Origin of the sequence: Oceanobacillus locisalsi (genome assembly GCF_042675985.1) — a bacterium.
Lineage (GTDB): Bacteria > Bacillota > Bacilli > Bacillales > Amphibacillaceae > Oceanobacillus > Oceanobacillus locisalsi.
In genome coordinates this window covers 139717-154295 of the sequence record NZ_JBHTKK010000003.1, presented here as the reverse complement: position 1 = coordinate 154295, position 14579 = coordinate 139717, and the positions used below count along the sequence as shown (strand labels likewise).

The following is a 14579-nucleotide window of genomic DNA, read 5'->3' as shown; positions in this document are numbered from 1 at the left end:
AAGCTTTTAAGCACTTGTTGCTATTTTTATTTTATAAAATAATATATTGAATATTGAAGGTTAATAAAGGTGATTACATGGCAAAAGATGAAAATGTCAACATTACAGATATTGTAGAAAAAACAAGCGAATATTTATCTGATGAAGATGTTGCCTTAGTTGAACGTGCTTATGAATTTGCGAAAGAGTCGCATAAAGACCAATTTCGTAAATCCGGTGAGCCATATATTATTCATCCGGTACAAGTAGCAGGAATCCTCGCTGAACTGCAAATGGACGCAGAAACGATTTCAGCCGGATTTCTTCATGATGTGATTGAGGATACCAATGTCACTTTTGAACAATTGGAAGAAGCATTCAATCATGAAATAGCTGCACTTGTTGACGGGGTAACCAAACTCGGGAAAATTCGCTATGAAACAAAAGAAGCACAACAGGCAGAAAATCATCGTAAAATGTTTGTAGCAATGGCAAGAGACCTCCGGGTTATCATGATTAAACTCGCTGACAGGCTGCATAATATGAGGACGTTAAAACACTTACCTCCTGAAAAGCAAAGACGTATTTCCAATGAAACACTGGAAATCTTTGCTCCGCTGGCCCACCGTCTAGGAATCTCAACCATTAAATGGGAGCTGGAGGACACAGCTTTGCGGTATCTGAATCCGCAGCAATATTATCGTATTGTCCAGCTGATGAAACAAAAAAGGGAAGAAAGGGAATCGTATATTCAGGAAGTGATTGATGACCTTTCCCAAGAATTTGACGCTGTCAATATTAAAGCAGAAATGTCCGGAAGACCCAAACATTTATACAGTATTTATCAGAAAATGGTTAATCAGAAAAAGCAATTTAATGAGATATATGACCTGCTTGCTGTCCGGATTTTAGTTGATAATATCAAAGACTGCTATGCTGTTTTAGGTATTATTCATACAAATTGGAAGCCGATGCCAGGCAGGTTTAAGGACTACATTGCCATGCCGAAACAAAACCTGTACCAGTCCCTGCACACGACGGTAATCGGCCCGAAAGGTGATCCGCTTGAAGTGCAAATTCGAACAAAAGAAATGCATGATATTGCAGAATATGGTATTGCTGCCCACTGGGCTTATAAAGAAGGCAAGGCGAAAGGAAAAAGCTCCTTTGAAGAAAAATTATCATGGTTTCGGGAAATTTTGGAATGGCAAAGCGACACACATGATGCAGAAGAATTTATGGAATCGCTGAAAATCGATTTATTCTCGGATATGGTTTATGTTTTTACGCCGAAAGGAGAAGTTATTGAGCTGCCGTCCGGGTCCATTCCAATTGATTTTGCATATAAAATTCATACAGAGATTGGCAACAAAACAATCGGTGCAAAAATTAATGGCAAAATGGAGCCTTTGGACTATACATTACGAAATGGAGATATCGTGGATGTCATGACATCGAAGCATTCTTATGGTCCATCTCAAGATTGGTTGAAAATGGTGCAAACTTCTCAGGCGAAAAGCAAGATAAAACAATTTTTCAAAAAACAGCAGCGTGATGAGAATATTGTAAAAGGAAGAGAAGCTGTAGAAAGAGAAATTCGTGCTTTTGATATTGAACCGAAAGAAGTACTGACGCACGATAATTTACAGCGTGTTTTTGATAAATTTAATTTCACAAACGATGAAGATATGTATGCTGCTGTCGGTTATCAGGGCATTACAGCATCACTTATCGCTACGCGGCTGACAGAAAGAATCCGCCATTCAAGAGAACTCAATCAAGATCTGGAAACAAAGATAGAAGAAGTCAAAACAGATAAAGCCAGACCATCGTCCAAGAAAGATTCAGGCATTGAAGTGGCTGGGGTAAATAATTTACTTGTGCGCATAGCCAAATGTTGTAATCCGGTTCCAGGGGATGATATTTTAGGTTATATTACAAAAGGCAGAGGAGTATCTGTTCACCGTGCGGACTGCCCGAATGTACAAACCGATGAAGCAAGACAGCGTTATATTGATGTAAAATGGAAAACACAGTCTGCGGAAAACAAGCAATATCACGTGGACCTGGAGATTACAGGCTATGACCGCCGCGGATTGCTGAATGAAGTATTGCAGGCAGTTAATGGAACAAAAACAAATATTACCCATGTGAACGGCAGATCCGACCGTAATAAAATGGCCGTGATTCAGATAACTATTTTAATTCATAATACTAATCACTTGAAAAAAGTAGTAGAACAGATTAAACAAATTCGGGAAGTATATACCGTTACCAGAACAGTTCAATAAGGAGCGTTTATTTCATGAAAGTTGTATTGCAGCGCGTAAAGGAAGCTTCAGTCACCGTCCGGCAAGAAAAAATCGGCGCCATACAAAATGGGTTTCTTCTACTTGTCGGTGTGACGCATGAAGATGCAGAGGAAGATGTAAACTATCTCGTTAATAAGATTGTCCATTTACGTATTTTTGAAGATGAAGACGGGAAAATGAATCGTTCCTTGAAAGATATAAAGGGAAGCATATTATCTGTCTCTCAATTTACCTTGTATGGAGATACAAAAAAAGGCAGACGTCCAAGTTTTACCAAAGCAGCGAAACCGGACCATGCTGAAACTGTATATAATACGTTTAATCAAGCCTTGCGCGCAGAAGGTATTGTAACAGAGACAGGTAAGTTTGGCGCCATGATGGACGTACAGTTGGTTAATGACGGTCCGGTTACGTTAATTATTGACAGTAAAGACAGATAAGAAATGGTTTCGAATAATGCTGGCTTTTGTGGGGATGCTATAAAAACTTATCAAGGTTAAAGGAGATGGTAAGGGATGCATCAAAACACAAAGCAGCATAAAAGCAGTCATTTTTCAGATTTGCTGATGATTGATTTTCATCATTTTTTACAGATGGAAAAGACAGCAACGTATTTAGAAATTGCAACAGAGCTTGGTATTTCCATTGAGGAAATAAAACAATTGAAAAAAAGAACGGGTCGTTCTTGACATTGTGTGAAACTCACCTTATTATTATAATCATTCCATAAATTTAATGAATTAAACCGTTGAAGGAAAAAGTAATATAAGTACAGGTAGCAAGAGAGTAGTTGTCATTGGCTGGAAGCAACTATCTATACAGCTTATATGAAAGACATTCTGGAGGATTTATATCGAAATAGATGAGTAGATATAAGCGTGTTGCAGGCGTTAACTGATAAAAGTGGATATCTTTTTGGTATCAACTAGGGTGGCAACGCGGGTAAACCCGTCCCTTATTTTTCTATAAGGGACGGGTTTTTTGTATTGTCTGTGAAAATAGGATGTATAACTGTCAGTAACACCGGTGTCTTGTATATTTGTGAAGGAGGAAACAAAATGGCTATGAAAGCGCCGAGAGGAACTGTGGATATTTTGCCGGAAGAAACGGCAAAATGGCAATATGTTGAAAACAAAATCAAAGAAATTTGTGATGCTTATTATTATCATGAAATTCGCACGCCGATCTTCGAGCATACAGAAGTTTTCCAGCGCGGTGTCGGGGATTCTACCGATATTGTTCAAAAGGAAATGTATACCTTTGAAGACCGGGGAGGAAGAAGCATCACACTCCGGCCGGAAGGAACTGCTGCTGTAGCCCGTTCCTTTGTTGAAAATAAATTGTTTGGCAGCCCGGATTTACCGGAAAAGCTGTATTATTTCGGTTCCATGTTCCGTTATGAACGGCCGCAAAAAGGAAGAATGCGCCAATTGAATCAATTTGGTGTAGAAGCAATGGGAAGTGAAGATCCAGCAGTGGATGCGGAAGTAATTGATTTGGCAATGCAAATTTATCAAAGCTTAGGTTTGTCTTCTTTGAAGCTGGTGATTAACTCATTAGGTGATAAAGAAAGCCGTCAAGCACATCGTGATGCACTTGTAGCTCACTTCGACCCGCATCGGGAGGAACTTTGCGCCGATTGTCAAGCACGGCTGGATAACAATCCGTTACGTGTACTGGATTGTAAAAAGGATCGGGATCACCCGGCGATGAAAACTGCGCCGTCCATCTTAGACTATTTAAACGAAAAATCACAAACGTATTTCGAACAGGTAAAGACTTATCTGGATGCCATGGAGATTTCTTATGTAGTCGATCCGAACTTAGTCCGCGGATTAGATTACTATAATCATACAGCCTTTGAAATTATGAGTGAGGCAGATGGTTTCGGAGCTATCACAACATTAGCAGGCGGCGGAAGATACGATGGTTTAATTAATGAATTTGGCGGTCCCAATACACCAGGAATTGGTTTTGGAATGGGATTAGAGCGTTTATTAATGGCACTAAAGGTAGAAGGTGTTGAAATTCCTGTTGATACCGGGCTGGACTGTTATGTAGCAGGCTTTGGGTCTGAACAAGTACGTTTAGAAACCGTCAAACTGGTGCATAAGCTGCGTTCAGCGGGAATCCAAGTGGATACCGATTATCAGTACCGCAAAATGAAAGGACAACTGAAAGCCGCTGACCGACTAGGAGCAAAGTTTGTCTTCTTTTTAGGTGATGATGAGGTTGAACAACAAATCGTAACCGTTAAAAATATGAATACCGGAAATCAAAAAGAAATTCCGATAAATGATGTAACAAACCAATTTAAAGCGTTATTGGAGGAGATTTAGAAAATGACAGAACGTGTTTTATCTGGAAATGTAACAGAAAATGAAATAGAAAAAGAAGTCAGGCTGAAGGGATGGGTTCAAAAACGCCGTGATCTTGGTGGACTTATTTTCATTGATTTACGTGATAAGTCGGGCGTAATGCAAATTGTTTTTAATCCGGATTATTCTCAGGAAGCATTAGAAATAGCAGAAAATATCCGTTCTGAATATGTGATAGATGTGATCGGCAAGCTCGTTTTGCGTGATGAGTCAACCGTTAACCCAGCAATTGCAACCGGGAAATTGGAAGTGATTGTCAATTCTATCACCGTGCTGAATAAAGCAAAAACACCGCCGTTTATGATTCAGGATGATGTCAGTATTGCAGAAGATATCCGGTTGAAATACCGTTATTTGGATCTGCGTCGTCCAGGCTTGCAAGAAACGTTTCAATTACGGCATCAAACAACACAGAGCATCCGTAACTATTTAAATAATAATGAATTCTTAGAGATGGAAACACCGATTTTAACAAAAAGCACACCGGAAGGAGCGCGTGATTATCTCGTGCCGAGCCGGGTTCACCCAGGTGAATTTTATGCTTTGCCGCAATCTCCGCAGCTATTTAAACAATTAATTATGATGGGCGGATTTGAGCGTTATTATCAAATTGCACGTTGTTTCCGCGATGAAGATTTGCGTGCAGACCGTCAACCGGAATTTACACAGGTGGATATTGAAACGTCCTTTTTAACAAGCGATGAAATTATGACCTTGACGGAAGAAATGATGAAGCAGGTTATGAAAGAAGTGAAAGGTGTTGATATTCAACTTCCTTTACAGCGGATGCCTTATGATGAAGCAATGGACCGCTTTGGTTCGGATAAACCCGATACACGATTTGGTTTAGAATTAATTCATGTATCCGATATTGTAGCGGATTCTGGGTTTAAAGTATTTAGACAAGCAGTAGAGAATGGCGGAAAAGTAGCTCTCTTGAATGTAGCGGGTGCTGCAGATAGTTATTCTAGAAAAGATATTGACCAATTAACAGAATACGTCAATGTGTATGGTGCAAAAGGCTTAGCTTGGTTGAAAGTGGAAGAAGAAGAAGTGAAAGGCCCGATCAGCAAATTCTTATCCGACGAAGAAAAAGCAGCTATTGTAGATAAAGCCCATGCTCAAAGCGGAGATTTACTGTTATTTGTAGCTGATAAATCTTCCGTTGTTTATGATAGTTTAGGGGCTTTGCGTCAGAAGCTGGGTAAAGATTTACAATTGATTGATGAAGAGGCATTCCATTTCTTATGGGTAACGGACTGGCCATTATTTGAATATGATGAGGAATTAGGCCGTTATTTTGCAGCGCATCATCCGTTTACGTCACCGGTAGAAGCAGATAAAGAAAAGTTATTAACGGATCCTGTCAATGTTCGTGCCAATGCATATGATTTAGTCTTAAATGGATATGAGCTCGGCGGCGGATCGGTTCGTATTCACCAAACAGAACTTCAAAACCAGATGTTTCAAGCGTTAGGGTTTACAGAAGAAGAGGCAAGAGAACAATTTGGCTTTTTACTGGATGCATTAGAATATGGAGCACCGCCTCATGGAGGTGTTGCACTTGGTTTAGACCGTATCATTATGCTGTTGGCAGGCCGTTCTAATCTGCGTGATACAATTCTTTTCCCTAAAACAGCATCTGCTTCTGACTTGATGACAGAAGCTCCAAGTGAAGTAAACGAAGAGCAGCTGCAAGAATTGTCGATTACTTTAACGAATCAAAACGAAAATAAAGCTTAAAAGAGGGAGACATCAAAATCAATAGCTGAAAGATGCAGTGAAACATAGTCCCCATGTCTATCTAGCGATGGAGTTGTGAGGGGGCGAGGAAGCACTGTATTTTCCGTTGCGGAAGAAATGCTTTAAATGTAATGGATCAACTATTGATTTTGATGAAGAACCTAAAAAAGATGTCAAAAAAGAAAAGATGCGTGATAAGTTATAAGTGGTGCATCTTTCTTTGACACTTATAAGGATGAGAAGCTTTTCAGACCGGGGCTGGAAAGAAAGCATCTTATCTAACGGAAATAGTTCAAATAGTGCTAAAAAATTCATATTTTTGTCAGTTTCATGCGAAAAAACTTGATTATTCTTGTTTTCAGTCTTTTTTTCGTATAGAATATAAAAATCACCCGAATTTAAAACTTGGTTTAATTAAAGGAGATGAACGTTAAATATTATGGGGAATAATGTAAAGAAATATAATCAAACAGCAAAAGAATATGTTCAGACAGTTTATGAAGAGTTAAACCAAAGAAATCATCATGAAACCGAATTTTTACAAGCAGTAGAAGAAATCGTACAATCATTGGAAGGTGTTTTTGAAAAACATCCGGAATACATGGAAGCAGGAATTTTAGAGAGAATTATAGAACCGGAGCGCTTGATTGCTTTCCGTGTTCCTTGGGTTGATGAAGCGGGACAGGTTCAAGTGAACCGTGGATACCGTGTGCAATTCAGCAGCGCAATCGGACCATACAAAGGTGGTCTTCGTTTCCATCCAACAGTAAATACAAGTATTATTAAATTTCTAGGTTTTGAACAAATTTTCAAAAACGCTTTAACAGGTCAACCTATCGGCGGAGGAAAAGGCGGATCGGATTTTGATCCCAAAGGAAAGTCAGATTTAGAAATCATGCGATTTTGTCAAAGTTTTATGTCAGAATTATCACGACATATCGGCCCGGATACGGATGTACCTGCAGGAGATATCGGTGTAGGCGCAAGAGAAATCGGTTATCTTTATGGCCAATATAAGAAAATAAGAGGCACTGTTGAACCAGGTGTTCTGACAGGTAAAAGCCTGAGTTTCGGCGGAAGCTTAGCACGAAAAGAAGCAACTGGTTTTGGATTGGTTTACTTTATGCAGGAGATGCTTCAAGATAATGGACTAGATTTTACTGACAAAACGGTTACTGTATCCGGTTCAGGGAATGTATCCATTTATGCAATGGAAAAAGCAGTTGAATTTGGAGCAAGAGTTGTTGCATGCAGTGATTCCAACGGGTATATTTATGATAAGAATGGGATCGATATTGAACTGGTAAAGAAGATTAAGGAAGTAGAAAGAGGACGTATAAGCGAATACGTAGAAAAGTATCCTGATGCAGAATATGTAGCTGATGGAAATGTGTGGGAAGTTCCTTGTGAGATAGCTTTACCTAGTGCGACTCAAAATGAAATTGACGAAGAGACCGCTCAAACGTTAATAAAAAATGGTGTTATTGCTGTAGGAGAGGGCGCTAATATGCCGTCATCTTTAGAGGCTATCAATCAATTTCAGGAGAGCAATGTTTTATTTGCCCCAGCAAAAGCGGCAAATGCAGGCGGGGTAGCTGTATCGGCATTAGAAATGGCGCAAAATAGCAGCCGTGTAGCTTGGAGCTTTGAGAAAGTAGATGGCAAACTGCAAGATATTATGAAGGATATTTATCAAAATAGCATTCAAGCAGCAAATGAATATGGAGAACCTGGAAATCTTGTAGCAGGTGCGAATATCGCAGGCTTCTTAAAAGTGGCAGATGCAATGGTGGAACAAGGAGTTATCTAAACGAGATAAAATTCCTCATTTTATGATTTGTACTTTCCATAAATGTATGCTAATATGTTAGAAAATAAAACGTTAACCAAATCCTGATGTGTTCGTTAACAATTGGTATTTTGACCGAACACCTATAAGTTAGGGAGTCCGTAAAGTCTTTAAAGTGCGTGCATGCCTTATAAAGGAAGCACAATAACTTTAAAGCAGGACACCCACCTGCTAAAAGCGGGATCAAAACTTTATTGTGGAACGGCACTATCGGGATTACGTAAAAATACTGCACAAATCTGTGCAGTATTTTTTGTATACAGCCGATTTGTATACAAGCCGGCTGTCCTTTTGAAATTAATTGGAACCTTGTGCAAGCTGCTCCAGATTCCCGTTTTTATCCATGCGGAAGGCCGGTGCGCTGACTGGATTTTTATCCTCAAAAACGGTCATTTTGCGGGCGCGATCCATAATCTGGATAAATGTTTGATAATCTTCTTTCATCGCTTGCAGCTGTTGCTCCGTATCTGTTAACTTCTGTTGTAATTCTTCTGCTTTCGTCTTTAAAGCACTGTTCTCGCTTTCTAACGATTGTATGGAAGACTTCGACTGATTCGAAGTATATAATTCTTTCTTCAAAGATTTTAAATACGTAATCACAGAATCTAGATTCACTGTTGTAGTCGGTTCGAGATTGGTTTGCGGCTCTGGTACCTTGTCCTTTTCCGCTGATTCTTCTTCGGAAGGTGTATATTCTGGCAGATTAACAGGGCTCGCCTTCGGAACAGCTTGAACCGTTTTATTTAATGCTCTTTTTCGTTCTTTTCGCTGTCGCTTAGCTAAATCTATTGCATTTTCATATTTATTGCGTACTTCTGCATTCCATCTGAACCCGCAAGCAGCAGAAGTACGGTTTAAGTGATCTCCTACTTCTTCAAAAGCGTTCAGCTGCGTACTTCCTTCCCGAATATGTCTCAGTACTGTTTCTGCCAATAATAAATCATCTTCATGAGACCAGGCGTCTTGTCTCACTTTTACCATGTTATTCACTCCTCGTCATTTAGAAAACATACAAACATCTATTATTGGATGCCTGTATGGCTTTTCCTGTATTTGGCACGTTAAAATATCACATTTTCCTAACGTACTAGAAAGATTATAGTAAACTCTATTCTTTCCAGAGGAGTTTGAAAATATACATCGCTTTCTAATTATATATGCAACTTTCACATTTAAAAAGTAACTTTTTCCATACATCTGTTGCTGAAGAGGAGGAGGTAAAGTGTAAGGCTACCGTTGATATGCTACCGCTGCGGCGGAGGGTTTGGCCGGAGCGGTTGCTATACAGCCTATCCTGTTCAAAAATAAAAGTATGATTGAACAAAAAGCAAGTATGATAATAGAGATTATGTTCATCCTGAAACAGCAAGGTTTATATACTTATTCTTAGGTACGAAAGTTGAGTTATAGAGTGTATTTTTAAAAGTTTTTAGTGCTTAATCTTTTTTTACCCGCTCATATACTTGTTTAAGAGCACTTTCAAATTTTCCAGTGTCTTTTGGCGCATAGTATTGCCGATTTTTAATTGTGTCTGGCAGGTATTGCTGTTTTACCCAGGCTCCGGGGTAGTTATGCGGATATTGATAATCGTTTCCTCTGCCGAGTTTATTGGCTCCTGCGTAATGGGCGTCCTTTAAGTGAGCAGGAATGTCGCCGCTTTTTCCATTTCGTATATCTGTTAAAGCTGCATCCAGTGCTTTGTAAGCCGTGTTTGATTTAGGAGAGAGGGCTAACTCTACGACAATATCAGCTAAAGGGATGCGCGCTTCCGGAAACCCGAGCCGTTCAGCAGCTTGTACAGCTGACACTGCACGAGGTCCTGCCTGCGGACTTGCCAGACCAATATCTTCATAAGCAATGACAACCAGCCTTCTAGCGATACTGTCCAAATCACCAGCTTCGATAAGACGTCCTAAATAATGAAGCGCAGCATCAGCGTCACTTCCTCGAATCGATTTTTGAAAAGCACTTAAAACATCATAATGGGCATCTCCGTCTTTATCGTGCGTAAAACTTTTCTTCTGCATACATTCTTCTGCGATGTCCAATGTTATTTTTATTTGCTCCGAAGCATCCGGCGGGGTAGAGCTGACTGCCAGTTCCAAACCGTTTAATGCAGCTCGTAAATCTCCGTTTGCTGCAATCGCAAAATGTTCCAGTGCGTCTTCATCCATGTGGACATGTTTTTCCCCATACCCGTTCGTTGCATCTTCTATCGCACGATGGAGTGCTGTTTTCACATTCTCAAATGTTAAACCGTGCAGTTCAAATAAGTGACAGCGGCTTCTTATTGCCGGGTTAATGGAATGATAAGGATTGCTTGTTGTACAGCCGATTAACGTCAGCAGATTATTCTCTAAATGCGGCAGTAAAAAATCTTGCTTGGCTTTATCAAGGCGATGGACCTCATCCAAGATAAGCACAGTTTGTCCCTGCATTTTTGCCTGCTCGACAACAATTTCCATATCCTTTTTCTTATCTGTGACAGCATTTAACGTTTTGGAGGGCAAACCTGCCGTTTCTGCAAAAGCAAATGCCATGGATGTTTTCCCGGTTCCGGGCGGGCCAAACAGGATCATGGAAGAGAGCTGGTTCGCTTTCACCATGCGATCAATGATTTTTCCTTGACCTACCAAGTGTTCTTGTCCTATAATATCATCTATGTTTTTTGGTCTCATTCGATATGCTAGTGGTTGTTTATACATGAAATAACACCTTTCCTCTAAATCGTATTCTATTAGCTTAAAGCGGATATAGAAGAAATGCAAGAGGTTAGCAGTCGTGCTATAATAGGTGTAACGTGAATTATATTTGTGTAAATGGTATGAAATAATGTACGGTATTTCATGCATGATATAGATTAGATAATACGAAAAAGTGTAATGATAGTTAAAAATGAGGTGTATTTGATGAAAATTTCAACTAAAGGAAGATATGGACTGACAATAATGATAGAGTTGGCAAAGAATGAAGGAAACGGTCCGATATCTTTGAAAGTAATTGCCAAAGACAATGATTTGTCGGAGCATTATTTAGAACAGCTTGCTTCGCCGTTAAGAAATGCTGGTCTTATTAAGAGTATCCGCGGAGCATATGGCGGCTACCAGCTTGCGAAAAAGCCGAATGAAATTAAAGCAGGCGATGTGATTCGTGTACTGGAAGGTCCTTTAACCATTGTAGAGGGCATGGAAAACGAAAAACCGGCACAAGCTTCATTATGGCTGGAAATCAGAGATGCGGTGAAAGGGATATTAGATAAAACCACCCTTGAAGACCTGGCCAATTATGATGGCGATGATGAAGAACCTGCAGAAGCGTACATGTTTTATATTTAAGGCTGGAAAGGATTTTGACTCATGGAAGCAATCTATTTAGATCACGCCGCTACATCCCCTATGGCAAAGGGAGTTGCGGAAGCGATGATTCCTGCTTATGAAGGGATCATCGGCAATGCATCAAGTGTGCATTCCTTTGGACGAAAGGCAAGACAGCAGCTGGATGCTTCAAGACAGGCGCTTGCAGCATCCATTGGTGCCAATGAGAAGGAACTTATTTTTACAAGCGGCGGCACCGAAGCGGATAACATGGCTCTTGTCGGCGTTGCAGAAGCGAATCAGGCCAAAGGAAAACATATTATCACAACCACGCAGGAGCATCATGCAGCACTGCACACAGCAGAAAGACTGGAAAAACAAGGATTTCGTATCACTTATTTACCTGTCAATGAACAAGGGCTGGTCTCCGCCCGGGATGTAGAAGCAGCTTTAACGGATGATACGATTCTTGTTTCTATCATGTATGTCAATAATGAGACTGGCGTTATCCAGCCTATCAGCGAAATTGGTTCATCGGTAAAAGACCATCAAGCTTATTTTCATACAGACGCCGTTCAGGCTTATGGACTGGTTGATATCGATGTGCACGCGCAGCATATTGACTTATTGACCGCCTCTGCCCATAAAATCGGCGGACCTAAAGGTATCGGTTTTTTATATGCGAGTGAAGGAGTGTCAATGAACCCGATTCAATCCGGCGGAGAACAGGAACGGAAACGCCGGCCGGGAACCGAAAATATCCCGGCAGCAGTCGGTTTTGAAATGGCATCTGCTATAGCGATGGAAACAAAAGCAGCAAGAAATCAAGAGTATCAAGCATACAAACAGATATTAACCGATACATTTTCAGAAGCAGGCATTGCTTTTGATATTAATGGAGATCCTGAAAAAACCGTTTCGACGATTATAAATATCCGCTTTCCGGGAGCGAATGTAGAAGCATTGCTAACCAATTTTGATTTAAGCGGTGTTGCGGCTTCCAGCGGCAGTGCATGTACTGCCGGAAGTGTCGAGCCATCTCATGTATTATCAGCTATGTTTGGTCCGGACAGTCCGGTTACCACAAACTCCATTCGTTTCAGTTTTGGATTGGCTAATACAAGTGAAAATGTAAAAGAAGCAGCAGATAGAATTGCACGTATTGTACAAAGATTAACAAATTAAGGAGGGGCGACAATGAAAGAGAATAAAGACACACGTGTTGTCATCGGGATGAGCGGCGGGGTCGACTCTTCCGTTGCAGCATTACTATTAAAACAGCAAGGATATGACGTGGTCGGTATCTTTATGAAAAACTGGGATGATACGGATGAATTTGGTGTTTGTACGGCGACAGAAGATTTTGATGATGTGGTACGAGTATGTAACCAATTAGATATTCCTTATTATTCCGTGAACTTTGAAAAACAGTACTGGGATAAAGTGTTTACGTATTTCCTGAATGAATATAAAGCAGGAAGAACACCGAACCCGGATGTCATGTGTAATAAAGAAATCAAATTTAAAGCATTTCTGGACCATGCGCTCTCTTTGGGAGCAGATTATTTGGCAACTGGACATTATGCGCAAGTAGCCAGGGATGAAAACGGCGAAGTGCAAATGCTTCGCGGTGTTGATGATAATAAAGATCAGACGTATTTCTTAAATCAACTGAGTAAAGATGTACTGGAAAAAGTCATGTTCCCGCTAGGTCATCTGCCGAAGCCGGAAGTACGCAAAATTGCAGCAGACCACGGTTTGGCTACCGCAACGAAAAAAGACTCTACTGGGATCTGTTTCATTGGCGAACGGAATTTTAAAACTTTCTTAAGTGAATATTTGCCAGCACAGCCAGGTAAAATGATGACGATGGATGGTGTGGAAAAAGGAACACATGACGGTTTAATGTATTATACTTTGGGACAGCGTCAGGGCCTTGGCATCGGCGGATCCGGTGATCCATGGTTTGTGGTCGGAAAAAATTTACAAGATAATTATTTATATGTCGCACAAGGCTATCATAATGAATACCTTTATTCAGATGCATTAGTGGCAACGGATATGAACTGGATTCAGCCGGATAGATTGGAAGAAACGTTTACTTGTACCGCGAAGTTTCGTTATCGTCAAAAAGATGCAGAGGTAACTGTAACGGTACAAGATGATAAAGCATATGTCTCGTTTAAAGACAGTCAGCGGGCTATTACCCCGGGACAAGCTGTCGTATTTTATCAAGGAGATGTTTGTCTCGGCGGCGGAACAATTGATGAAATTATAAAAGACGATAAAGCACTGCAATATGTCGGCTAACAGGGGGATGCACGGATGGATAAAAATCAACAGGCTATTACACTATTAAATGAAAAAAAGTATGAAGAAGCAGCACAGCTGTTTAATGAAGTGATTGAAGAGTCTCCCGATGATCCTTTAGGGTATATTAATTTCGGTAATCTATTAATGAAATTGGATGAGGCTGAGCGTGCGGAACGTTTCTTTTTACGCGCCATTGAACTGGATGAAAAAGCAGCGGCTGCGCATTATGGGCTGGGAAATCTTTATTTTGAGCAGGAACATTATGAGAAAGCCGGACAATCCTTTTTAAAAGCAATCGAAGAAGGACTGGAAGAAGCAGATGCTTACTTTATGCTCGGTATGTGCTTCCGGAACCAGGAACAATGGAAACTCTCCTTGCCATATTTACTGCGGGCGACAGAAATAGAACCAAATGATGAAAACTTTCTATTTCAATATGGTCTTTCTCTGGCACAGGCTGAGTTTTTAGAAGAAGCACAGCAGACATTTGAAAAAGTGCTCGAATTAGATGAAGCGCATAGTGATGCTTATTATAATCTTGGTGTGATTGCATTATTCCATGAAAAAATAAAAGAAGCACAACATCATTTTGAAACAGCGTTGGAGTTGCAACCGGACCATATGCTGGCTGCAAATGGAAAGAAAATAGCTTTACAGTATATGGAGGAGCAATCCGAGGACAAATAAGGGG

At 40.3% G+C, this 14579-nt stretch carries 12 protein-coding genes, 1 other RNA gene and 1 other annotated feature; of the genes, 11 read left to right on the top strand and 2 right to left on the bottom strand.

The annotated features are described in order from the left end of the window. Positions 1-77 precede the first annotated feature (77 nt). From ACFQ19_RS04905 to ssrS, 7 genes are all read left to right on the top strand, one after another. Complete coding sequence (locus tag ACFQ19_RS04905; RefSeq protein ID WP_379590974.1) at positions 78-2270, top strand: RelA/SpoT family protein; 2193 nt, start codon at positions 78-80, stop codon at positions 2268-2270. A 14-nt stretch (positions 2271-2284) separates the two neighbouring features. Then, the gene (gene dtd / locus ACFQ19_RS04900; RefSeq protein ID WP_379590972.1) at positions 2285-2731 is read left to right on the top strand and encodes a D-aminoacyl-tRNA deacylase; all 447 of its coding nucleotides are present in this window, start codon (positions 2285-2287) and stop codon (positions 2729-2731) included. A gap of 75 nt (positions 2732-2806) precedes the next feature. Next, positions 2807-2980: a sigma factor-like helix-turn-helix DNA-binding protein gene (locus ACFQ19_RS04895; protein ID WP_379590971.1), complete on the top strand. Its 174-nt coding sequence runs from the start codon at positions 2807-2809 to the stop codon at positions 2978-2980. Positions 2981-3030: 50 nt separating this feature from the next. Beyond that, positions 3031-3250: a binding site (T-box leader), on the top strand. Positions 3251-3349: 99 nt separating this feature from the next. Further along, positions 3350-4630, top strand: coding sequence for a histidine--tRNA ligase (hisS, locus tag ACFQ19_RS04890; RefSeq protein WP_379590970.1), 1281 nt, complete (start codon positions 3350-3352; stop codon positions 4628-4630). A 3-nt stretch (positions 4631-4633) separates the two neighbouring features. Further along, on the top strand, positions 4634-6412 hold the full coding sequence (gene aspS, locus ACFQ19_RS04885) for an aspartate--tRNA ligase (RefSeq protein ID WP_379590968.1): 1779 nt from the start codon (positions 4634-4636) through the stop codon (positions 6410-6412). Positions 6413-6851: 439 nt separating this feature from the next. Continuing rightward, positions 6852-8222, top strand: a complete 1371-nt coding sequence (gene gdhA / locus ACFQ19_RS04880) for an NADP-specific glutamate dehydrogenase (RefSeq protein WP_379590966.1) — start codon at positions 6852-6854, stop codon at positions 8220-8222. A 77-nt stretch (positions 8223-8299) separates the two neighbouring features. After that, positions 8300-8482, top strand: a non-coding RNA gene (gene ssrS / locus ACFQ19_RS04875) — 6S RNA. A 76-nt stretch (positions 8483-8558) separates the two neighbouring features. Here the strand turns inward: ssrS and ACFQ19_RS04870 are convergent. Then, a complete protein-coding gene (locus ACFQ19_RS04870; protein WP_379590964.1) occupies positions 8559-9242 on the bottom strand; it encodes an RsfA family transcriptional regulator in 684 nt (227 codons plus the stop codon). 455 nt (positions 9243-9697) lie between these two features. Further along, positions 9698-10966: a replication-associated recombination protein A gene (locus ACFQ19_RS04865; protein ID WP_379590963.1), complete on the bottom strand. Its 1269-nt coding sequence runs from the start codon at positions 10964-10966 to the stop codon at positions 9698-9700. Between the two features lie 204 nt (positions 10967-11170). On the opposite strand from ACFQ19_RS04865, the gene cymR reads away from it, so the two are divergent. From cymR to ACFQ19_RS04845, 4 genes are read left to right on the top strand one after another with little or no spacing between them, the layout of a single operon-like run. Next, the gene (gene cymR / locus ACFQ19_RS04860) at positions 11171-11596 is read left to right on the top strand and encodes a cysteine metabolism transcriptional regulator CymR (RefSeq protein ID WP_379590962.1); all 426 of its coding nucleotides are present in this window, start codon (positions 11171-11173) and stop codon (positions 11594-11596) included. A 21-nt stretch (positions 11597-11617) separates the two neighbouring features. Beyond that, the gene (locus ACFQ19_RS04855; protein WP_379590961.1) at positions 11618-12760 is read left to right on the top strand and encodes a cysteine desulfurase family protein; all 1143 of its coding nucleotides are present in this window, start codon (positions 11618-11620) and stop codon (positions 12758-12760) included. A 12-nt stretch (positions 12761-12772) separates the two neighbouring features. Further along, positions 12773-13885, top strand: coding sequence for a tRNA 2-thiouridine(34) synthase MnmA (gene mnmA, locus ACFQ19_RS04850; protein ID WP_379590960.1), 1113 nt, complete (start codon positions 12773-12775; stop codon positions 13883-13885). Between the two features lie 15 nt (positions 13886-13900). Beyond that, positions 13901-14575 (top strand): tetratricopeptide repeat protein, encoded by a 675-nt coding sequence (locus tag ACFQ19_RS04845; protein WP_379590958.1) that lies wholly within the window; start codon positions 13901-13903, stop codon positions 14573-14575. Positions 14576-14579 lie beyond the last annotated feature (4 nt).

Excerpts from the sequence above, each read along its gene's own strand:
- gdhA (WP_379590966.1), top strand. The coding sequence starts at position 6,852 with ATGGGGAATAATGTAAAGAAATATAATCAAACAGCAAAAGAATATGTT.
- ACFQ19_RS04870 (WP_379590964.1), bottom strand. The coding sequence starts at position 9,242 with ATGGTAAAAGTGAGACAAGACGCCTGGTCTCATGAAGATGATTTATTA.
- aspS (WP_379590968.1), top strand. The coding sequence starts at position 4,634 with ATGACAGAACGTGTTTTATCTGGAAATGTAACAGAAAATGAAATAGAA.
- ACFQ19_RS04895 (WP_379590971.1), top strand. The coding sequence starts at position 2,807 with ATGCATCAAAACACAAAGCAGCATAAAAGCAGTCATTTTTCAGATTTG.
- ACFQ19_RS04855 (WP_379590961.1), top strand. The coding sequence starts at position 11,618 with ATGGAAGCAATCTATTTAGATCACGCCGCTACATCCCCTATGGCAAAG.
- mnmA (WP_379590960.1), top strand. The coding sequence starts at position 12,773 with ATGAAAGAGAATAAAGACACACGTGTTGTCATCGGGATGAGCGGCGGG.
- ACFQ19_RS04845 (WP_379590958.1), top strand. The coding sequence starts at position 13,901 with ATGGATAAAAATCAACAGGCTATTACACTATTAAATGAAAAAAAGTAT.
- ACFQ19_RS04905 (WP_379590974.1), top strand. The coding sequence starts at position 78 with ATGGCAAAAGATGAAAATGTCAACATTACAGATATTGTAGAAAAAACA.
- dtd (WP_379590972.1), top strand. The coding sequence starts at position 2,285 with ATGAAAGTTGTATTGCAGCGCGTAAAGGAAGCTTCAGTCACCGTCCGG.
- cymR (WP_379590962.1), top strand. The coding sequence starts at position 11,171 with ATGAAAATTTCAACTAAAGGAAGATATGGACTGACAATAATGATAGAG.
- hisS (WP_379590970.1), top strand. The coding sequence starts at position 3,350 with ATGGCTATGAAAGCGCCGAGAGGAACTGTGGATATTTTGCCGGAAGAA.
- ACFQ19_RS04865 (WP_379590963.1), bottom strand. The coding sequence starts at position 10,966 with ATGTATAAACAACCACTAGCATATCGAATGAGACCAAAAAACATAGAT.